Below are 20594 nucleotides of genomic sequence, written 5' to 3' on the forward strand. Positions count from 1 at the left end.
TGGCTCGGTAGCTCAGTCGGTAGAGCAAAGGACTGAAAATCCTTGTGTCGGGGGTTCGATTCCCTCCCGCGCCACCATACACAACTTAATATGCCGGTGTAGCTCAATTGGTAGAGCAACTGACTTGTAATCAGTAGGTTGGGGGTTCAAGTCCTCTCGCCGGCACCATACCGTGGAGGCTTAGCGAAGTGGCCAAACGCATCAGACTGTAAATCTGCTCACGTACGTGTTCGGTGGTTCGAATCCATCAGCCTCCACCATTTTTTAGGGGCATAGTTTAAAGGTAGAACAACGGTCTCCAAAACCGTTGGTGTGGGTTCAATTCCTGCTGCCCCTGCCAAGTAATTTTATATAAAAGAATCATATGGCGACCGTGGCGAAGGGGTTAACGCACCGGATTGTGGTTCCGGCATTCGTGGGTTCGAGACCCATCGGTCGCCCCATTTCTTTTATAAGAATTACATAGCAATACAACTTAAAAGCTTCACATGGCGACCGTGGCGAAGGGGTTAACGCACCGGATTGTGGTTCCGGCATTCGTGGGTTCGAGACCCATCGGTCGCCCCATTTTCTTTTAAAAAATATATTGGGGATTAGCCAAGCGGTAAGGCAACGGACTTTGACTCCGTCATTCATAGGTTCGATTCCTATATCCCCAGCCATTATATGCGGACGTGGCTCAGCGGTAGAGCATCGCCTTGCCAAGGCGAGGGTCGCGGGTTCGATTCCCGTCGTCCGCTCCATTTCATGTGGTGCCATAGCCAAGTGGTAAGGCAAAGCTCTGCAAAAGCTTTATCCCCAGTTCAAATCTGGGTGGCACCTCCATTATTTTTTCTGGAAATTATATATGTATACGCCGGCGTGGCGGAATGGCAGACGCGCTCGACTCAAAATCGAGTGGGAAACCGTGGAGGTTCGAGTCCTCTCGCCGGTATTATTTTTAGTAAGAACAGCCCATTAGATTTTTCATCTAATGGGCTGTTCTTATTTTTCTGGATCATTTCCCTACCGCAAAAGTTCCTCCAGTCGCCAGCTCCGCCGGCCGGTCAAGGATAACCAGCGCCACCGGAGTTCCTTGGCTTCGATCCTAGCAAGACAACACTGCGAGATTTTAGTTTATCCCGAATTACTACACGGTAATGTCTCCGCACCAGCGAATAATTCCTTCTTTTATGGTTTGAATTGGATTTGGATCGGATAGAGAAATCGCCCAGGCAATATGTCCATCCGGCCGAATAAGCGCCGTGTGGACGTCGTTCCAATCCGCGTCAGCCTCAGCTAAAGAGGCATGTACAACTTGAAGGTTGCTATACGTTTCCCATTGACCGCTATTCTGTTCATTAGAATGGAAATGCAACAGAAGAAAAGTACCTTTGTGCAGGAGTGGATAGGAGTTAATTAATTGCCCGTCTTTCAGCTTTAAGCTTAGATCTTTGAAACGTTTCCCGTTTAAAGGATGGGAACGCGCTTCAGCGTCGGGTGCATAATGTACGTCCAGGGCGGAAATTTGTGCAGCGATTTGATAATTAGCCTCCGGTATTTGGATCAGATTAGCCAGCATGCTTCGCAGTTCCGTGATGAGAGGCGTCACGTCCAGAAGCAGGGTTTGGACCTCGGTATTCCGGAGCAAGCCCGTATTCCATGGAAAACGTTCGGCATGATAACTGTCTAATAGCCAGTCTGGAGCCCAGCCTTTGATTGCTCCTGCAAGCTTCCAGCCTAGGTTCATCGCTTCTTGTAAGCCGACGTTCATTCCCTGTCCACCAGCGGGAAAATGAATGTGCGCCGAATCTCCCGCCAAGAACAATCGACCATTCCGATAGCGTCCCGCTTGCCGTGTAGCATTTCCAAATCGGGACATCCATTTCACATCGTTCAATCCCAGGTCGCTTCCGGTCGTACGGATGAGCGATGAACGAAACTCTTCCAATGTAACGCTCTCATCCTTGGAGACGTTACGTCTCTCCATATCGATCATCAAGACTCGATAGATATGATCATGTATTGGAATGATGCTGACCAATCCTTGTTCTGTAATTCGGGATATGACACTCATAGGAGCCAATTCAGATAGAACGGCATCCCCCAGAATAGCCGTGAAGGTGGCATCTGTACCTTCAAAGGATATATTTGCGTGTTTGCGAACCAAGCTTCTGGCTCCATCCGTACCTACCACATAAGCTGATCTTAACGTTGTTTCTCCATGCGGTCCCGCGATCTTAACGCTGACCCCATTCTCATCCTGATGCACAGACAGAGCCTCAACCTCTCTCAAGACCTCCGCGCCAAGACTAAGAGTCCAGTCCTCCAGCACCTTCTCCGTCTCACTCTGCGGTAAAAAGAGGGTATGATTGGAAGAAGAATCCAACACCGAGAAATCTAAAGGAGTTTCTAATCCGGCGAAATGTCCTCTCGAAAGTAAGCGGCCTTGCTTGATTAATTGTGATTTCACTCCACGCATATCTAATATTTCAAGCGTGCGTGGATGTACGGTAAGCGCACGTGAATATGGGGTTGTCTCCTTTAGTCGCTCAATGACGCATACCTTTACACCGGCTAAGGCCAATTCTCCAGCCAACATCATGCCGACAGGACCGCCACCGATCAGGATGACTTCATATTTCATATCAATAACCTCTTTTCTTATACATTATGGGAAGATCACGATAGCGTCTATTTCGATAAGCCATTCAGGATCGGCTAGTGCTTGAACGCCTATATAGGTACTTGCTGTCTTCGGCCAGTTAGGGCCAAACACATGAAATCCGGCGTCAAAAATAATCGAAATCAAATCCGGGCTGTGGTTAACGACAAAAATATTCATTTTTGCAATGCACAAGGGATCCGCTTGCACGGCTTCCAATGCATACTTAAGATTGGTGAACACTTGAATCGCTTGCGCGTAATAGTCCCCTGAACCGATCAATGCTCCTGATTCATCTACAGAAACCTGACCTGAGATGAAAGCCAGTTTTGAGGCAGTAGTTACCACGACATGAGAAATTACAGATGTAACCTTGTCCGTCAATATCTTCGGATTCACAATTTCCATAGGCAGGTAGGCTCCATTCCCATATTTATAAATCTTCTCTTGAAAAGTGGTCAAGTATTTCCAGTAAACCTCCTTCATCAATTATTGTTTCGTTGGAACCTTTTTTACTGCCTGTTAAAACAAGTGTGATGAAAATTATATTCTTCTTTTGTTTCATATGAAACAATATCAGTTTACTTTGTTGCTATTTGTTCTGTCAACCCTAATATAAATAAGTGTATGAACATTTGTTTCACAGAGAACAATATATGATATAATAATAAAAACAAGTTGAGGAGCCAGTATAATCATGGATACTGCCAATAAGAACAAAACCGCCATTCATAAATTTTTCGTTCAGTTTCTTGAGCAAAAAGAGCAATATGAAACCCGAATAACTGCCACATACCTGGAGGATATCCGGAAATATATTGAATCGGAATTCAGCTTGAATATGACGGAACTGCACATCATTGCGTGCATCGGTGAGCAGGAGCCGATCAATCTCACTTCCATCGCGGAGAGAATCAATTTAAGCAAAGGAAATACCTCCAAGATCGCAAATAAATTACTAAAGGCAGGTTGGGTTCGAAAAGCCCAGCTCAACGACAACAAAAAGGAAGTGTATTTTCGGCTAACGTCTGTCGGCAAAAAGCTATTTGCTGCTCATGATGAGCTTCATGCGAAGGAAAAGCAAAGAATGTACGAATTTTTGGGGAAATATAACGAAAGCGAGCTTGAATTAATTAAACAGTTGTTTGGAGATATGGTTGACTTCTATCGCTAACGTACCTCTCAACTGAGCATAAAGGTATTCATTCGATTTGAAAAAAACGAGTCTATGCTAATATCAGAAAGCGAGATTGCAGTAAACCTGGGTGGTACCGCGAAACAATCCCCTTCCGTCCCTGTACGAGCTGACCGCTGTCAGTTTGATCAGGAGGAAAGGGGTTTTATTTTGCAAAGGAGGCTGCCCCATGGAACAGCAGTTAGGAATGACGAATGAAACAACCATGCCAGCAGGGGAATATATCACCGGTTCGGAGGTGCTTTTGCGCGGCTTGCTGCAGGAAGGCGTAGAGTGCGTACTCGGTTATCCTGGCGGAAATGTGCTCTATATTTATGATGCGATGGTACATCAGCCGGATTTCAAGCATATCTTGACCCGGCACTAACAAGGCGCAGTCCATGCGGCGGACAACCTCAGTCGTGAATTGAAATTCACATAATATGATAAGCAAGTGCTGGAAAAGATATCCGATGTCTACAGCCATGAATGGCCCTTCCAGCCTAATAGATAAATGAGCTTTCAGCGAAAGAGGCCGCACTTATACAAGCAGCAAAAGATCAACCGGATCAGTCAGAATGAAAATGAATGTTGGCAAAAGAGCAGAGAAGCGGCCCGCAAAAAAGAGGGACCGCTTCATTTTTAATGATTTATAATTCCTCGGAATAAAAAGCCTTGGATACTGCCTCGGTCGCTTTATCAATAAAAGCTGCAACCTTACCCGGGCTTTCCTTCAGGCCACTGCTCACCCATTTTTTAATAATGGCTATACTGCCATGAGCGGTGAACGTATACCAGGACTCAAATAATTGCGGATCAAAATATTTTAATTCCTGCTTCCATCGCTCAATCGTTAAATCGTGACTGATATAAAGAATTCTTTCTAATAATTCTTTATCGCCATGCTCGGAGAACAGAACCTCACATATCGTTTTATTCGCTTTTATATACTTACATAATTCATAAGACAGCTTTTGGGGGCTTGCAGAACGAATCCCAAGCTGCTTAATTTCTTCGTAAAGTTCATTTTCGATCGTTGAAAGCAGCTCAAACTGATTCGCATAGTGTGAATAAAAGGTGTTGCGGTTAATATTTGCTTCACTGCAAATGTCGGTCACGGTAACTTTATTGATAGACCGCTCTGTCAGCAGCTTCAACAAGCTTTCTTTGATAACCATTTTTGTATATCTCACCCGGTGATCTGTTTTTTTGTCTGACATCGTATCCTCCTAATTTAAAATAATAAAATAGTAAATGAACAAATCTAATATGAATTGTATAATAACTAACATTATTCAAACGAACAGCCTGTTGTTTAACTAACATGATGATATTATAATTTATTTAAACATTCGATTCAAATTAAATTAATTGGAGGAAGAAAATGGGTAGTATAACTGTAGTGCCTGTATGGGTTATTCAAGACATTCTTGTCTTAATTGCTGCTGTCCTAATGGTGTTCTATATCCTTGATAAGGAAACACATCCCAAAACGGTTTTACTGCAATTTATAGGTTTTGTGTTCTTTTACGCCGCCGTTTTTGAAATTACTGCTTCATCGCTTGGGGAAGGGTTCTACGCCTATGGGCGCAGTATTTTAATGTTGTTTAACATACCAATTACTGTCCCTATTATTGAGTTCCTGATTATTTATTCCACCTTGCGTGTGCTAAAGTCTGTAAATATACCGTCCTGGACGAAACCGTTTATTACGGGATTAAGTGCGATGGTGTTTGACTTTTCACTCGACCCGGTGGCCGTTAAACAGATTTTTGAGACCATGGATGGAACCATTGCAAGATGGACTTATTATCCGCTGGCCGGTGAACCTCAAATTTATGGGGAACCCGTGATGAATTTTACAGGATGGATTTATATCGCGGGATATTGGACCGTCTTTATTCTAATTGGGGAATGGTGGCATAAAAAGAAAGGCTACAGTAAAACCGTTGGTTACATCTATCCGTTTCTGGCGGCAATTGCGTCATTGGCTTGTATGTTCTCACCTTTATCCAACTTCTTTAATTATATGGGGCCGTTCTTCGCCAGAGAATCTAATATGCAATGGGTGATGTTGATTGCACTTTCTGTCATTACAATCGGAGTTTTAGCATTAGCTTTCACAAAGTTCTGGGACCGGAAGGCTAACTATTCAATCACTCCCAAAAAAGATTTTCCGATCATGTTTACTTTCGTAGGGTTCCCGCTGGTTAACACTATATTTTGCCTCATAGGAGGTTTCACAGAAGTATTGTGGCTGGTCGTTCTGGCTCAGATCGTATTAATGTTAGCCTGGATCGGAATTTATAGGATAGGTAAAAAAGCGAGTCCAATCGCGAGGTAGTTAAAGAAAATAGAAAACACCGCCAGACTTTAGACCACTTTTGGTCTAAAGCTGGCGGTATATTTTTTGCCTTCTTCGTTAAGGCAGAACATTCCCGGATGCGCGGTAAATCTCATACCATTCCTCGCAGCTGAGGGTGATGTCGGTTACTCCTTTGTCGGCTCAAACAACGGTAGGATATACTTTGTAATCAATTGAATTCTGTCCTTCGCACGCGGCATGAAACGGGAAGCAATCGTAACTACAATTTTCTTGTCGGGATTTACGTAAATCGCATTTCCGCCGTCGCCCAAAGCCGCATAACAACCTTGTCCCTCATTGTTAACAATCCACCATAAATACCCGTAAGGTAACTCTCCCCATCGGCTGTTTTCTTGGGTACTGTCCTTGATCCATTTTGCGGATAGCATTCGCTTGCCGTTCCACAAACCTTCATTTAGGTATAGCTGACCGATCTTTGCCATATCCAAGGGGGTTAAGGTAAGTCCCCAACCGGCGGTGCTCGTTCCTTTGGGATCTATGATCCAACCATTAACAAATTTATCTTTGAGGAACGCCAAATACTCTTCTTTACAATGTATATTCGCATTAGGGGGCACTTTGATTCCCAACGGTTCAAACAGATGTTCTGTGGCAAAATCAAGTACAGATTGGCCGGTTGCATTGGTGAGGATTCCCGACAGGACCTGTAGGCCGATTGTGGAATACTTGAATCCTCCAGGATCGTCCTTGCCACCCAACAAGTCCAGCGCAGCTTTGGTCCAATCCTCGCTGGTATAGACCTTTGTATATGGCTCCGACTTGTATTTATACGGTGCGGTCATTGTCAGTATATTTTTAATTGTGATATTCTGTATCGTTTTTTCACCGCGTTTGACCGTGTAATCAGGAAAAAATTCCAATACTTTCTGGTCAATGCTTTTAATATAGCCTTTGTCTATGGCAATGCCGATCAGTGCAGACACAACGCTCTTCGTCACCGATGCAATATGGATCGGATCGTTAGCGGTGTAGCCGTCAAAATAGCCTTCATATACCTTTTCGCTGCCGAGCAGTACTACAATACCTGCAATATTGCCATACTCTGTTTTAATCAGATTCTCGAAATCTAGAATTCTGTTATTCATAGTTGTTCTCCTTCTAAATATAAGTACATCGATGTCTGTGAAAAGCGTATTATGATATAAAATTTTTTGCAAGAGCCTATTATAAAACTTGCTTGAAGTCATGGGTGCAATACAAAAAGACCCGCAAACCCCTTTCTAAAGAGGATTTGCAGGTCTTTCATACAGATGGTCTGGTTTAAGGCAGCACATTTCCCGCTGCACGGTAAATCTCGTACCATTCCTCGCGGCTGAGGGTGATGCTTGAGGCCTTGGCGATGTCGAGCAGGCGCGCGGTGTTGGTGGTGCCGACAATCGGCTGCATTTTGGCCGGATGGCGAAGCAGCCAGGCGGTCGCGATGGCGGTATCGGTTACCTCTTTTTCTGCGGCAAGACGGTTAATCACTTCATTTACCTTAGGGAACTTCTCGTTGCCCAGGAATACGCCCTCGAAGAATCCGTATTGGAACGGCGACCAGGGCTGGATGGTCATATCGTGCAGGCGGCTGTATTCCAGGATTCCGCCATCGTGGACTACGGAACCCGCATTGGTCATGTTGACATTGAAGCCGGAATCTATCATGCCGGTAACCATGATGCTGAGCTGAAGCTGGTTGAAGAGGAGGGGCTGCTTGACATTCTTTTTCAGCAGCTCAATCTGCAGCGGGTTCTGATTGCTGACGCCGAAATGCTTGACCAGCCCTCTGCGCTCCAGATCATCGAAGGCTTCGGCTACTTCTTCCGGCTCCATCAGGGTGTCGGGGCGGTGGAGGAGCAGGACATCTACATAATCAGTCTGCAGCCGCTTCAAGCTGTTCTCTACTGAGCTCACGATATGCTCCTTGGAGAAGTCGAAGAAGCCATTGCGGATGCCGCATTTGGCCTGGATCATCAGCCGGTCGCGCATGCCGGGATTTGTGGCCAGTACATCCCCGAATACTTCCTCCGCTTTGCCGCCGGCATAAATATCTGCATGGTCGAAAAAGTCTATCCCCACCTCAAGGGCGCTGTGGATATGGACTTCAGCCTCTTTGGGAGACAAATCAGCGATCCGCATACAGCCGAGTGAAATCTCGGACACCTCAAGTGTACCGTTAGCCACATTAATTCTTTTTACCATTAATTATTCACTCCTTAAATGAAGGTATAGTGTAAGCTTAGACCTTAGAGTTAGGTGTAAGTCAATAGAATCATAGAGTGGCTGTTCATAGAAACGGATTGGTGTTACCTTTACATATAGGTGAAGCCAGCCATGGTTGGCAGAAAGGAGCTGCATGATGGGATACAGCATCAAAACCATAGCACAAAAAAGCGGACTGAGCCAATATACGCTGCGTTACTACGAACGGGAGGGTGTATTGCCGGTTGTGGCAAGGGATGTGAACGGTAACCGTTGCTTCAATGATGAGGATCTGGAGCTGATCTCGCTAATCTGCTGCCTGAAGGATACCGGAATGGCTATAGCGGACATTAAGCAATTCATTGCGTTCTCGCAGGAAGGCAGGGACCGTCTGCCCGATCAGCGCAAGCTGCTGCAGGAGCATAAACAGCATATCGATGAGAAGATTAAGTTCTTTCAGAGCTTTGCCCGGAAGATTGACCATAAGATCGCTTATTTCTCCTCCCTTGAGAATGAAGCGAAAGCCTCCGGAAATCATAAAACCACCTGAAAAGTAAGTTATCTGCACCGAAGTTGTGATCCGCTTCTTGGAGCCGGGGCAAACTTTGGGTAGAATAAGGAACATATTCACTTCAAGAAGATGAAGGAGGACACTATAATGTCAGGCAATGAACCTAGTCTGGATTGGCTGAGCGATGTATCTGTATTTAAGGTGAACCGGTTGGAAGCGCATTCGGACCACCGCTATTATAGAACGATGGAGGAAGCGGAGAGACAAGCCCCCATGGCGCTGCGCCACTCTCTGAACGGAGATTGGAAATTCAGTTATGCAGTGAATGTGGCAGCCCGTGTGCAGAATTTCTATAAGACGGAATATGATACGAGTGGCTGGGGGGACATCCAGGTACCGGGTCATATTCAGCTTCAGGGGTACGGCAGGCCGCAATATGCGAATACGATGTATCCTTGGGACGGTCTGGATGCTGTAAGACCGCCGGAGATTCCGGTGAGCAGTAATACGGTGGGCAGCTATGTGAAGTTTTTTGAGGTGCCGGAGAATATGGGGAAGGGACCGGTCTTTATTTCTTTTCAGGGGGTAGAGGCGGCTTGTTATGTATGGTTGAACGGGCACTTCGTCGGCTACAGTGAAGACAGCTTCACCCCTGCGGAATTTGAATTGACACCCTATCTGCAGGAAGGAGCCAATAAGCTCGCGGTTGAGGTCTATCAGCGCTGTACGGGGAGCTGGCTGGAGGATCAGGATTTCTGGCGGTTCTCGGGGATTTTTCGTGAGGTGTATTTGTATACGGTTCCTGAGCTGCATGTACAGGATCTGCGGATTCAGGCGGGGCTGGATGCTTCCTATGAGGAAGGCAAGTTAACGGCTGAACTTCGCATGGCGTCAGAGGCCGAGGCTATGATCCGAATGGAGCTGAAGAATGCGGCAGGCGCTGTGGTGGCGACAGCAGAAGGACGGGCTGTGGCAGGTAAGGCGGCTCTGAGTATGGATGCAGGCAAGGTGTTCCTGTGGAGCGCGGAGAATCCGTACCTGTATAACGTCTGTATCTCTGTATGTAATAGCGAAGGGAAACTGGTGGAGGCGATTGTGCAGCGGGCAGGCTTCCGCGTGTTCGAGCTGAAGGACAAGCTGATGCTGCTGAACGGGAAACGGATCATGTTCAAAGGCGTCAACCGCCATGAGTTCAACCCCCGCACAGGACGGAACATCTCCAGGGAAGATATGATTAAGGATATCATCATCCTGAAGCAGAATAATATCAACGCAGTGCGGACCTCGCATTATCCGAATCAGACGCTCTGGTATGAGCTGTGTGATGAATACGGGGTGTATGTGATTGATGAGATGAATCTGGAATCCCATGGCTCGTGGCAGAAGATGGGCGCCGTTGAGCCGTCCTGGAACATCCCCGGGGATAAGCCGGAGTGGGAGGGGATTGTCATGGACCGGGCGGTATCGATGCTGGAGCGCGATAAAAATCATCCGTCGATCCTGATCTGGTCCTGCGGCAATGAATCGTATGCGGGTGAGGTCATTCTCAAGGTGTCCCATTACTTCCGCAAGGCTGATCCTGGACGGCTGGTGCATTATGAAGGAGTCTTCCATAACCGCAAATATAATGACAGCAGTGATATGGAGAGCCGGATGTATGCCAAGCCCGCCGACATTGTGGAGTACCTGGAGAATCAGCCGGATAAGCCGTATATCAGCTGTGAGTATATGCATGCTATGGGGAATTCGGTTGGAGGACTCCATAAATATATCGAGCTGGAGAGCCGGTATCCGCTCTATCAGGGCGGCTTCATCTGGGATTATATCGATCAGGCGCTGGTAGCCAAGAACCGGTACGGTGAAGAGTATCTGGCGTATGGAGGGGATTTCAATGACCGGCCGACGGACTACAGCTTCTGCGGCAACGGGATTGTCTTCGCTGACCGGACGATCACGCCGAAGATGCAAGAGGTGAAGTTCCTCTACCAAAACATCCGGCTTGTTCCTGAAGCGGATGCCGTGACGGTGATCAACGGCAATCTGTTCGAGGGAACGGAGCGGCTGCTGCTGGAGTTCAGGTTGCTCAGAGAAGGACGGGAAATCTTCAAGGGGCAGCAGGAGCTTGCGGTTGCGGCTCAGGAAGAGGCGAGAATCTCGCTGGAACTGCCGGAGGTGTCAGCCGTCCCGGGAGAATACACTCTGGCGGCCAGCCTGGTGCTGAAGGAAGCGGAGCGGTGGGCAGAAGCGGGCTTCGAGACCGCTTATGGAGAGCATGTGTTCCGCGTAGAAGCAGCCGGGGCAACAGCAGGCGGGAAAAAGGCACTGCTGCCTGCGTCCGGGGAGTTCGGCGTCATTGAAGGGGATGTAAATATCGGGGTCACCGGGCGCGGCTTCTCCGCCCTGTTCTCCAAGCAGGCGGGCTCCCTGGTGTCGCTCTGCTACGGGGGGCGCGAGATGATTGCGACTCCGCCGGCTCCGCTGTTCTGGCGGGCAACGACCGACAATGATAAAGGGACTGCGCTGGGGTACCATGCCGGCGGCTGGTTCGCGGCCAGTCTGGCCCGCCAGTGTACGGCGGTCAGCCTGCACACCGAAGCAGACCGGGCTACGGTCAGCTTCGACTACGCCTTCAGCATCAGCAGTGAGCTGAAGGCAAGCATTGAATACACGGTCCATGCCGACGGCAGCGTCCGTGTCCGGATGGTCTACACCGGAGCAGACGGCTTGCCGGATGTGCCGGTAGTGGCGGTATCCTTCCGGATGCCGGCAGACTACGAGGCCACCGAGTGGTATGCCCGCGGACCGGAAGAGAACTACAGTGACCGCGCGTATGGAGCGCGGCTCACCCGCTTCCGGCGTAAGGTGACGGAGCTGCCGTCACCGTATCTGGTGCCGCAGGAATCCGGCAACCGGACGGGCGTCCGTGAGGTGAGTATCACGGACAGCCGGGGGTATGGGCTGCAAGTTCAGGCGGCTGCGGGCCAGCCGCTGGAATGTACGCTGTCACCGTATACAGCGTTCGAGCTGGAGCAGGCAGCACATGCTTATGAGCTGCCTAAGGTGCACTATACGGTTGTCACCCTCGCTGCACAGCAGATGGGTGTGGGCGGGGATGACAGCTGGGGAGCGCCGGTGCATCCGGAATACCGGATCGCAGCGGGTCAGCAGCTGGAATTCGAGTTCACGCTGACGGCGGCATTGCCGGAGGCGTAATCATCACTAAGTAAACAGGCCATCAGCGTATTCTTCGCTGATGGCCTGTTTCATGAGAAGCGCTGCCGGTATTCGCGCGGCGACAACCCCTCCAGCTTCATGAAGCTGGAGCTGAAGTAGGAGGATTGGTTGAAGCCGACCTCTTCGGCAATCCGGGAGATCGGGAAGCTGGTCTGCATTAGCAGCAGCTTGCTCTGTCCGATACGGTAGCGGAGCAGATATTCCATGGGTGAACAGCCATATACCTTGTTCATGCAACGGGCGATATAGACCGGATGGAAGTTGAGGCTGTCTCCCAGCATGGCGGTTGTAATCTCTTCACGGTAGTGGGTGCGGAGATAGGAGGCGGCCTGCTCGGCACATAGGGTGGTTTGGGAGCTGCGGTGCTCCGGGTTCACAGAAGCGGCCAGCTGCTGCAGAAGATCCTGGAAGAGGAGCTGCTGCCTGAAGCGGACGGCTTCGAGGTGGGCGGTGGCCTGCAATTGCGTGAGCTGCTCCAATACCTCGTAAGCTCTGTCCGGCAGAAGTAAGTTAACAAACTGCGATAACACCAGATTGAAGGAGCTGATATCGAATAGAGAAGCGGGATGCTCTCCTGTAGTCTCAGTCAGAGTGCCGGAAGCGGACCCTGTCACCGATAAGGCGGGCAGGTCATGGAAGGTCTGAAAGTGGAGCCAATGATAGGCCGTATCCTCCTTGCAGCCTTCGGTTCCAAAGTGGTGGCAGTCGGGGTGAAGGATCAAGGCATCGCCTGCCTTCACGGTGAAGCGCTGCTCCTCCTCGCCGATATACAGGCATCCCTGCTGGACAATGAGCAAGTCAAATACCTTGATCTGCTGGCGGCTCCGGTGCTGATAGCCGGGCTGGCAGTGATTGAGGCCGCTGGCTATATAATGCGGCAGGGGAGGGATGCGGAACAGAAGCGGGTTCATGGGCTGGCCTCCTGAAGAAAGTTTGGATATTGAAAGTTTAGGTTGGAGAATTAGTACATTTCCCAGAGTATATCACCTATAATTTATTACAGGCAAGTTTAAATCGTAAGGCTGTGGATAGGTCCAGCGCGACCACCCGAATTCCCCCGGATTCTTCTCCTTAAGGAGTACTCCGGGGGCTTATTTGCGTTGAACTTGCGATTACTGCACAAATGTATGATAAGTGCACAGTGCGGTTAGCCGTAAAGTACAGGAATATCCCGAAGCTTCACTGTTCAGCCGCAGGAGGCTTCTTCTATACTCAGGTCATACATTGGATTTCACGAAGCCGCAGGGGCCATCAAGGCCCAAGGGCAGAGGCTTCGAACCCAGTGACGCGGCAACTTATCTATAGGCATAGGAGAGTGAAGGCTTTGAGACACCGCAAACGCAAGACCGGTATACCGCTCGTCACCCAGCTTCCCTTGAAGGGAACAGGCGGGCTGTCCACGCAGCTTGAGTCCGGCACCCGGAAGACAAGGAAGAAGGGCTTCGTGTATGAGCTGGTCCATAACCGGATTCTGTTCCTGATGCTGCTGCCTACGCTGTTGTTCTTTCTAATTAACTCGTATTTTCCGATGGTCGGGGTCTATTATGCATTCACGCAGTTTGATTTCAATTCCGGGCTGTTCGACGCTCCCTTCGTGGGGCTCAAGAACTTTGAATTCCTCTGGAAGTCGGGCACGCTGGTGAAGCTGACGCTCAATACGATCGGCTACAATCTGGCTTTTATTTTACTCGGGAATGTGCTGGCGATTATCTGTGCGATTCTGCTCAGCGAGCTGCGGGTGAAGTGGTTCAAGAAGCTGACCCAATCGGTCATGTTCCTGCCGTATTTCGTATCGTTCGTTATTCTGAGCGTTATCGTCTACAATGTGTTCAATTATGATAACGGTTTCTTGAATACGCTGCTGACGCAGTTCGGGGCGAATCCGGTGGATGTCTATAATAATCCGGTTATCTGGATTTTCCTGATCATTCTCTTTTATCTCTGGAAAAATCTCGGCTACAGCATGGTCATCTACCTGGCCTCCATCACGGGCATCAGTGAGGAATACTATGAAGCGGCCAAAATTGACGGTGCCCACATTTTTCAGCGGATCTGGTATATCACGGTGCCGATGCTGAAATCGACCTTCGTCATGCTGCTGCTGTTCTCGCTGGGGAGTATTATGAAGGGGCAGTTTGACCTCTTTTACCAGCTGATTGGCAATAACGGGGTGCTGTACAATACAACGGATATTCTGGATACGTACGTGTTCCGTTCGCTCAAGGTGACCTTCGATGTCGGGATGGCCACGGCGGCCGGCCTGTACCAATCACTGTTCGGCTTCTTCCTGATTATGACGGTCAACTATATCATCCGTAAAATAAATGACGATTACGCCTTGTTCTAGGTTGTGCGGAACCTGCTGCGGAAGGAGAGAAAGAGCATGCAAATCAAAGACGACTCGTACACCAGACTACTCCAGGGAGTGGCTTACACCGTAATTATACTGGGCTCCTTAGCCTGTCTGATTCCGTTCCTGCTGATTATTTCGGCTTCCCTGACAGCTAATGAGTCCATCATCAAGGATGGTTATCATTTCATCCCGGCGCAGTTCTCGCTGGAGGGCTACAAGACGGTATTCACCTTCCCTGATGAGGTACTGCGGGCGTATGGGGTGACGCTGTTTACTACGGTGACGGGGACGACGCTGGGACTGTTCTTCATGACGATGGCCGGGTATGTGCTGGCCCGCAAGGATTTCAAATACCGCAATACCTTCTCGTTCTATATTTACTTCACGACCCTGTTCGGCGGGGGGCTGGTGCCCTGGTACATTATGATCACCAAGTATCTGCATCTGACGGACTCTTACGGGGCGCTGATTTTCCCTGGCTTGATGACGCCGTTCCTGATTATTCTGATGAAGAATTTCATCCGCTCGGCGGTGCCGGAGGAGCTGTTCGAATCGGCCAAGATTGACGGGGCGGGGGATTTCAAAATATACTGGCGCATTGTACTGCAGCTCTCGATGCCCGGGATTGCTACGGTAGGCCTGTTCCTTGCGCTGGCTTACTGGAACGACTGGTTCTCCTCATCGCTGTTCATTAATGATCCGCATAAGTATCAGCTGCAGTTCCATTTGTACAATGTCATCAACTCAGCCTCCTTCATCGCCAATATGGGCGCGGGTACCGGGGTCAGCTTAGGCAGTGATCTGCCGACAGAATCCACCAAGATGGCGATGGCGATTGTGGTCACAGGACCGATTCTGTTCCTGTATCCGTTCATCCAGCGTTATTTCGTGAAGGGTCTGACGATCGGAGCGGTGAAAGGTTAGAACCGGCTGGCAGACTGTACCTTTACCGTACATCTGCTATATCGGCTAACATAGAGTTAGACACAAGGATGGTATGCTTCCGGGTAGAGAACTGCACGAGGGCATCGGGGAAGCGTGGGCTTACAACAAATTCTAGGAGGGTTCATTCATGAGAAAGAAAGCAGGCAGACGATCTTTGGTTACGCTTACAACTGGATTGCTCGCTCTATCGCTCCTGGCCGGTTGCGGCGGGGGGAACAGCAATGGCAATACCGGCAGCGCCGGGAAGGACGGCAACGCAGGCACACCGCCTGCATCAGAGGGAGTTGCTCCGGCAGCGGATAGCGGGATCGACACCTCGAAAAAGGTGGAGCTGCAATTCTATATGCTCGGCGATGCTCCTAAGGATCTTCCGGCCATCCAGGCGGAGGTCAACAAAATGGCTGAAGCGGACCTGAACGCCACGGTGAAGTTCAACTTCACCAGCTGGACGGACTGGGATCAGAAGTATAAGCTGCTGCTGTCCTCCGGGCAGGCGATAGATCTGATTTTTACGGCGGACTGGACGCAATATCAATCCTATGCGAAGCGCGGTGCCTTCCTGGCACTGGATGATCTGCTACCTAAGGCGGCTCCCGAGCTCCAGAAATTCGTCCCTGAGAAGATGTGGGAGGACGTTAAGGTTGACGGTAAAATCTATACGGTTCCGGCGACCTTCAAGGAGTATGTAACCAACGGGTTCGTCTACCGCGAAGATCTGCGTAAGAAATACAATCTCCCGGAGCCCAAGGACTTGGCCAGCTATGAGGCTTATATGGACGGCATTGTCAAAAACGAGCCGGATATGATGCCGATGTCCCTCAACAGCGATGTGGGTAACAACCTTCATTATATCTATACGGAGCTGCATAAAATGGTCGGCGCGCTGCCGTACGGCATGGGTGTGAAGTATGATTCTCCGTCCACGGTCTACTCCTACTGGGGCTCCGAGGAGCAAAAAGAAGAGCTGAAGATGATGAAGCGCTGGGCCGATAAAGGCTTTATTCCAAAGAATGTGCTGAATATTAAGGATACGATGCAGGACCCGGTCACTTCAGGTAAAGCGGCCAGCATGTTCGGGGACAATCCTAACCGGTTCAATGATATGAAAATGAAGATCAGCACAACTCATCCGGATTGGGAGCTGGCGTATTCTCCTTTCGGCTTAACCACCGGCTATGCGACCCCTGTACATCCGATTCACAACGGGTTCGCTATTCCGAAGAGCAGCAAGAACCCGGAGCGGGCGCTTGCCTTCTATCAGAAGATGGTGCTCGACAAACGGTATAATCAGCTGACGCAATACGGTATTGAAGGCAAGAACTACACAGTAGAAGACGGCTATTACAAGCTGGTCGGCACCAGTACCTCCAATGGCTTCACCCGTGAGGGCATGAACGGCTGGGCGTGGAGAAATCCGGAGTTCATGCTGTTTGACAAGGGCTTCGACGGGGTCAAGGCGATCTTTGATGAGCTGGATAAAATCCAGAAGCCGGACCTGTTCCTGGGCTTCGCCGAGGACTACACCTCCTATCAGGCAGAGAAGGCTGCGCTTGAGCAGGTAGAGAAGCAGTACCTGTTCCCGCTGGAGGCCGGACTGGTGGATGATGTGGATAAGGGCCTGGAGACCTTCATGCAGAAGGCCAAGCAGGCGGGCCTGGAGAAGATTCAGGCGGAGTGGACGAAGCAGTGGGAGGCTTATGTGGCTGAAAAAGGTCTAAAATAATGAGGGGAGCCCCAGGAGCCGAATGGCTTTTGGGGCCTTTTGTGTGCGCGGGAGCTGGAGTGGGTGCTTGTGCTGGTGCTGGTACTGGTGCTGGTGCTGGAGTGGCGATGGCGCTTGGGTGGACGCTCCGAAAACGGAACGATGTTCCGATCGCTGTTGTGTCCGGATTTTTTGATTTTACCTTAGCGGTGAAAATCCGGACACAAAGGCGAACGCTCCGCTTCTCCACATTCATTCCGTTTTCTCCGCTGTTTAAGCGCTGGGCACACCTGAGTCAACCCCGGCCCTCTTGCCGCGTCAGCCCCAGGCTTCCGGGGCAGGTGGGGAGAGCAGAAGAGCCCGTCTCCACGAATCTGGAGACCGGCTTGAGGTGAAGCGTACCCTAGCTTCTCCGTGCACACGGAGAAGGGCTTGGTGTTCCACCAAAGCGAACAAAAGAAGGCTTGGTGTTCCACCAAAGCGAACAAAAGAAGGCATGGTGTCCCACCAAAGCGAACAAAAGAAGGCTTGGTGTTCCACCAAAGCGAACAAAAGAAGGCTTGGTGTTCCACCAAAGCGATTAAAAGAAGGCTTGGTGTTCCACCAAAGCGTTACTGTACCATGGATGATAAAGTGTGCTATCTAGTCAATTCTATGAAAAATTGCTGTAAGTCCAGTTCTGATTTTATATTTTCAATTACGTTTTTCAGTCCAGGAACCCACAGCAGAGTGTCTTGCCGAATATAGTTTAATACTATGGCACAACTCCGTTCAAACTTTTCAATATGCGGACTGTGTTCATTGGTCAAAACATTTCTGACCTCTTCTGCTAAACTCATATAATCTGAGTTAATGTGATCCTGTTTACTAATTTCAGCAGGTTTTAATTTGGACCAAACATAAGCTCCTCCTTCAACAACTGCTTCTGATCCTTCTAAATATTCCAGGAATGAATCCTCATTAATAAATTCATCGATCCGCTCCTCCAGACCTTTGAAAGCTTGAACAAAATTAATAACGTCTTCCAAAAAAGACACCTCCCGGATAAATAAGAAGATATGATTTTTGCTTGCTGTACAATTTCCTCAGTTAGCAAACCAATCTTATGTGATTTTAGTATATCGTGTTTTTTTACATTTTCAATTGTGAAAATGTTAACAAGTTGAATCTAAACTGGGGCCACGGCCCCAGTTCGAAAACTTACAAATACGATTTATATAGTCCGCACGCTCTTTAAACGCCGGTAGTCGGTAGGCGTCGTACCGAAGCTGCGCTTGAACATCCGGTGCAGGTAGGAGCTGCTGGTGAAGCCGCAGCGCTCGGCGATCGCGGTGACGGGCAGGTCGGTGTTCTCCAGCAGGGCGCACACTTCGCGCATCCGCACCTCCAGGATGACATCGACGATGCTGTTCATGGTTTGCTGCTTGTAGAGGCGGCTGATATAGATGGGTGACATGTCCAGTTCATCGGCGATCTGGTTCAGGCTCAGATGAGGCTTCATGTAATCCTCATTGATCTTGGCGTTGATCTGGCAGATGAGGTCGTGCTGCTTGGTGTTCTTTTTGCCGGCCAGCTGCTCCTGCAGGGTATGGAAGAGGGCGGTGAAGGCCTCCTCGAGCTCCTCTATCGTCTCGATAGCGTCCAGGCTCGGCAGCTCGGCCATTCCATCAATTTGTAAGCGGTTACGCCTCTGGATAGTGTTCACGATTTCTCTGATGGTGACGCTGAGCCTGGACACGGTTAGCTGTGCGGTCTGGTAAGGGAAGGCCCCGGTCTCGCGGATCATCGCGCTGAACTGCTCGGCGGCGTCCGTCAGCTTGCCGCTCAGCAGCGCATCCGCTAGTCTCTTCTCCTTGTCCGCCGGATAATGATAAGTGCTGGACTCCAGCGCACAGATGTCCCGGGCATTCAGGATACTGCCATGCCCATAGAACAGGCGGTGATTCGACGCCTCGCGGACCTGCTGATAGAGCTGATGCAGATGGCTGGCATTACGGTCGATATGGCTGTAGGTCAGGGTAAGACTGATCTTCAAATAGTCGGAGCAGGCCTGCTGAATCTGCCGGAGCAGGGCTTCGATTAGGCCGGTATCCGTATATTCCACGGGATCGATAATGTTCAGCAGCACCAGAATCCCATCATCGTTCATATCCACAGTCTCCACGCGGTAGGTCTGGCCGCAGATTTCGGAGGCGATGTTCATAATGGCGAATTTGGAGGCCAGCAGATAAGAGGAGCGGGCTTCCCGGAACTCCCGGTAACGGTCAATCCGCAGCAGGATCAGCCGGTAATCATCATTGAAGGTGAAATGAATGCCGAGCTGGCGCAGCTTCTCTACCTGCTGCATGGACTGCAAAGGCTTCAGGCCGAGGATCAGGTCCCGCAGTGTATTTTGCCGGATCATGAACATGCTGTCGCGCTTCTCGGTCTCCAGAATATGCATCTCGCTGACAATCCGGTTCATCGGCAGGTAGAGGCTTCTGGACATGATCCAGGAGAGGCCGATGCCGGCCACCAGCACCAGACCTGCGATCAGCAAGGTGGTGTTGCGGATGTTGTTGGTCTGCTTCGTAATGATCTCATACGGCGTAATTCGTACATACTGCCAGCTTAAATCATCCGGTGCCGTATAAGAGATCAGCGAGTTCACGCCCCCGAAGGGAGCGATGAAATACCCGGCCTCCCGGCCCTTGATCCGCTGCTCGATGAATCCTGCTTCCTCCGGGGTCAGCTCCTGCTGCTTCAGGCTGTTGCTGGAGCGGAAGGCGCCCTGATCATCCAGAATATAGGTCGCGCTGGTGGAATCCGCCGGGCTGGCGATCTCTTTGTTGATCCACGGAGCCGAAATATTCACAATCACCGCCGAATTAATGGCCCGGTCCCAGCCGATCGCATCCAGACACAGGAAGGTGTAGGCACGGACCTGATCGTTCTCCTGTGCGCCGTTGGAATAGACTCTGGGAATGGGAGTGAACGCCTTATAGTTCTGATAGTGGCTCAGGATATCCAGAATGGAGGTATCGACCAGCTCCTTCTCGGTATACACACCGTTCTGACCATGGGAGGAGGCAACATACAGCTGCCCGCCCTTGGGATTATATACATAGATGGATTCGATATAAGGCATGGAGCTTAGATAGTTGCCCAGCTCGGACATGGCGGCGGTGACATCGTAGATGTCCGGCTTATCGTAGAATACGATTTTGGAGATGGTGCTGTTGCGGTAGATTTGAAAAGAAAGCGATTGCGCAGCATCCGTCATGTTCACGACCTCCCGGCTGGTCTGTGTGAGGTTGCCGAGGTCGGACTGGAAGGTCTGTTTCTTTTCTACGCCGATATAGTAGTTGTAATAAATGATGGTGGAGACCAGAAAGGTTAAGGAGACGCAAAGCGTAATGCTGACTAGCAGTCTGCTGTACAGTGCCCGTTGATTGCCGATCTTGTTCAGTCTCATCCAAAGTAGC

15 protein-coding genes, 10 tRNA genes and 1 pseudogene are annotated in these 20594 nt (G+C 49.8%); 18 read left to right on the forward strand and 8 right to left on the reverse strand.

Annotated features, from left to right (window positions below; genetic code table 11):
- Position 1 precedes the first annotated feature (1 nt).
- The 10 genes from C173_RS27125 (at position 2) to C173_RS27170 (ending at position 934) form a co-directional block, all read left to right on the forward strand.
- A tRNA-Phe gene (locus tag C173_RS27125) sits at positions 2-77 on the forward strand.
- Between the two features lie 15 nt (positions 78-92).
- Positions 93-168, forward strand: a tRNA-Thr gene (locus C173_RS27130).
- 6 nt (positions 169-174) lie between these two features.
- Positions 175-260 (forward strand) — tRNA-Tyr (locus C173_RS27135).
- 6 nt (positions 261-266) lie between these two features.
- Positions 267-340, forward strand: a tRNA-Trp gene (locus C173_RS27140).
- 27 nt (positions 341-367) lie between these two features.
- Positions 368-443, forward strand: a tRNA-His gene (locus C173_RS27145).
- Positions 444-491: 48 nt separating this feature from the next.
- Positions 492-567 (forward strand) — tRNA-His (locus C173_RS27150).
- A gap of 20 nt (positions 568-587) precedes the next feature.
- Positions 588-662: transfer RNA gene (locus C173_RS27155), tRNA-Gln, on the forward strand.
- A 6-nt stretch (positions 663-668) separates the two neighbouring features.
- Positions 669-743 (forward strand) — tRNA-Gly (locus C173_RS27160).
- Positions 744-751: 8 nt separating this feature from the next.
- Positions 752-825: transfer RNA gene (locus C173_RS27165), tRNA-Cys, on the forward strand.
- Between the two features lie 30 nt (positions 826-855).
- A tRNA-Leu gene (locus C173_RS27170) sits at positions 856-934 on the forward strand.
- Between the two features lie 195 nt (positions 935-1129).
- Here the strand turns inward: C173_RS27170 and C173_RS27175 are convergent.
- Both C173_RS27175 and C173_RS27180 read right to left on the reverse strand, forming a co-directional pair.
- Entirely contained in the window at positions 1130-2626 is a 1497-nt protein-coding gene (locus tag C173_RS27175) for a monooxygenase (RefSeq protein ID WP_036731055.1), read from the reverse strand.
- 24 nt (positions 2627-2650) lie between these two features.
- On the reverse strand, positions 2651-3106 hold the full coding sequence (locus C173_RS27180) for a RidA family protein (RefSeq protein WP_235192044.1): 456 nt from the start codon (positions 3104-3106) through the stop codon (positions 2651-2653).
- Between the two features lie 235 nt (positions 3107-3341).
- Between C173_RS27180 and C173_RS27185 the strand changes: the two genes are divergently transcribed.
- Positions 3342-3818: a MarR family transcriptional regulator gene (locus tag C173_RS27185; protein WP_036731057.1), complete on the forward strand. Its 477-nt coding sequence runs from the start codon at positions 3342-3344 to the stop codon at positions 3816-3818.
- 190 nt (positions 3819-4008) lie between these two features.
- Positions 4009-4203 (forward strand): annotated as a pseudogene (locus C173_RS27190) (thiamine pyrophosphate-binding protein); the annotation flags it as partial.
- Positions 4204-4468: 265 nt separating this feature from the next.
- On the opposite strand, the gene C173_RS27195 reads toward C173_RS27190, so the two are convergent.
- The gene (locus C173_RS27195) at positions 4469-5038 is read right to left on the reverse strand and encodes a TetR/AcrR family transcriptional regulator (RefSeq protein WP_200869598.1); all 570 of its coding nucleotides are present in this window, start codon (positions 5036-5038) and stop codon (positions 4469-4471) included.
- Positions 5039-5202: 164 nt separating this feature from the next.
- Between C173_RS27195 and C173_RS27200 the strand changes: the two genes are divergently transcribed.
- A complete protein-coding gene (locus C173_RS27200) occupies positions 5203-6162 on the forward strand; it encodes a carotenoid biosynthesis protein (protein WP_036731061.1) in 960 nt (319 codons plus the stop codon).
- 146 nt (positions 6163-6308) lie between these two features.
- On the opposite strand, the gene C173_RS27205 is transcribed toward C173_RS27200, so the two are convergent.
- Together C173_RS27205 and C173_RS27210 are read right to left on the reverse strand one after the other, a co-directional pair.
- Positions 6309-7289 carry a serine hydrolase domain-containing protein gene (locus C173_RS27205; RefSeq protein WP_036731063.1) on the reverse strand — a complete coding sequence of 327 codons (981 nt, stop codon included), beginning with the start codon at positions 7287-7289 and terminating at the stop codon, positions 6309-6311.
- A 175-nt stretch (positions 7290-7464) separates the two neighbouring features.
- Positions 7465-8385, reverse strand: a complete 921-nt coding sequence (locus C173_RS27210) for an aldo/keto reductase (protein WP_036731065.1) — start codon at positions 8383-8385, stop codon at positions 7465-7467.
- Between the two features lie 157 nt (positions 8386-8542).
- Between C173_RS27210 and C173_RS27215 the strand changes: the two genes are divergently transcribed.
- Together C173_RS27215 and C173_RS27220 are read left to right on the forward strand one after the other, a co-directional pair.
- Complete coding sequence (locus C173_RS27215) at positions 8543-8935, forward strand: MerR family transcriptional regulator (protein WP_036731067.1); 393 nt, start codon at positions 8543-8545, stop codon at positions 8933-8935.
- A 108-nt stretch (positions 8936-9043) separates the two neighbouring features.
- Positions 9044-12109 carry a glycoside hydrolase family 2 TIM barrel-domain containing protein gene (locus C173_RS27220; RefSeq protein ID WP_036731070.1) on the forward strand — a complete coding sequence of 1022 codons (3066 nt, stop codon included), beginning with the start codon at positions 9044-9046 and terminating at the stop codon, positions 12107-12109.
- A gap of 50 nt (positions 12110-12159) precedes the next feature.
- On the opposite strand, the gene C173_RS27225 is transcribed toward C173_RS27220, so the two are convergent.
- A complete protein-coding gene (locus tag C173_RS27225) occupies positions 12160-13041 on the reverse strand; it encodes a helix-turn-helix transcriptional regulator (RefSeq protein ID WP_036731072.1) in 882 nt (293 codons plus the stop codon).
- Between the two features lie 569 nt (positions 13042-13610).
- Here C173_RS27225 and C173_RS27230 point away from each other — a divergent pair.
- The 3 genes from C173_RS27230 to C173_RS27240 all read left to right on the forward strand — a co-directional run bounded on the left by C173_RS27230 (position 13611) and on the right by C173_RS27240 (position 17151).
- A complete protein-coding gene (locus tag C173_RS27230; protein WP_235192047.1) occupies positions 13611-14477 on the forward strand; it encodes an ABC transporter permease in 867 nt (288 codons plus the stop codon).
- 36 nt (positions 14478-14513) lie between these two features.
- Entirely contained in the window at positions 14514-15407 is an 894-nt protein-coding gene (locus tag C173_RS27235) for a carbohydrate ABC transporter permease (RefSeq protein ID WP_036700398.1), read from the forward strand.
- 148 nt (positions 15408-15555) lie between these two features.
- Positions 15556-17151: an extracellular solute-binding protein gene (locus C173_RS27240; RefSeq protein WP_036731074.1), complete on the forward strand. Its 1596-nt coding sequence runs from the start codon at positions 15556-15558 to the stop codon at positions 17149-17151.
- A 617-nt stretch (positions 17152-17768) separates the two neighbouring features.
- Here the strand turns inward: C173_RS27240 and C173_RS27250 are convergent.
- Both C173_RS27250 and C173_RS27255 read right to left on the reverse strand, forming a co-directional pair.
- Positions 17769-18158, reverse strand: coding sequence for a hypothetical protein (locus tag C173_RS27250; protein WP_036731077.1), 390 nt, complete (start codon positions 18156-18158; stop codon positions 17769-17771).
- 185 nt (positions 18159-18343) lie between these two features.
- A complete protein-coding gene (locus C173_RS27255; RefSeq protein WP_036731079.1) occupies positions 18344-20584 on the reverse strand; it encodes a helix-turn-helix domain-containing protein in 2241 nt (746 codons plus the stop codon).
- Positions 20585-20594 lie beyond the last annotated feature (10 nt).

This window comes from Paenibacillus sp. FSL R7-277, assembly GCF_000517965.1.
GTDB classification, from domain to species: Bacteria; Bacillota; Bacilli; order Paenibacillales; family Paenibacillaceae; genus Paenibacillus_AQ; species Paenibacillus_AQ silagei.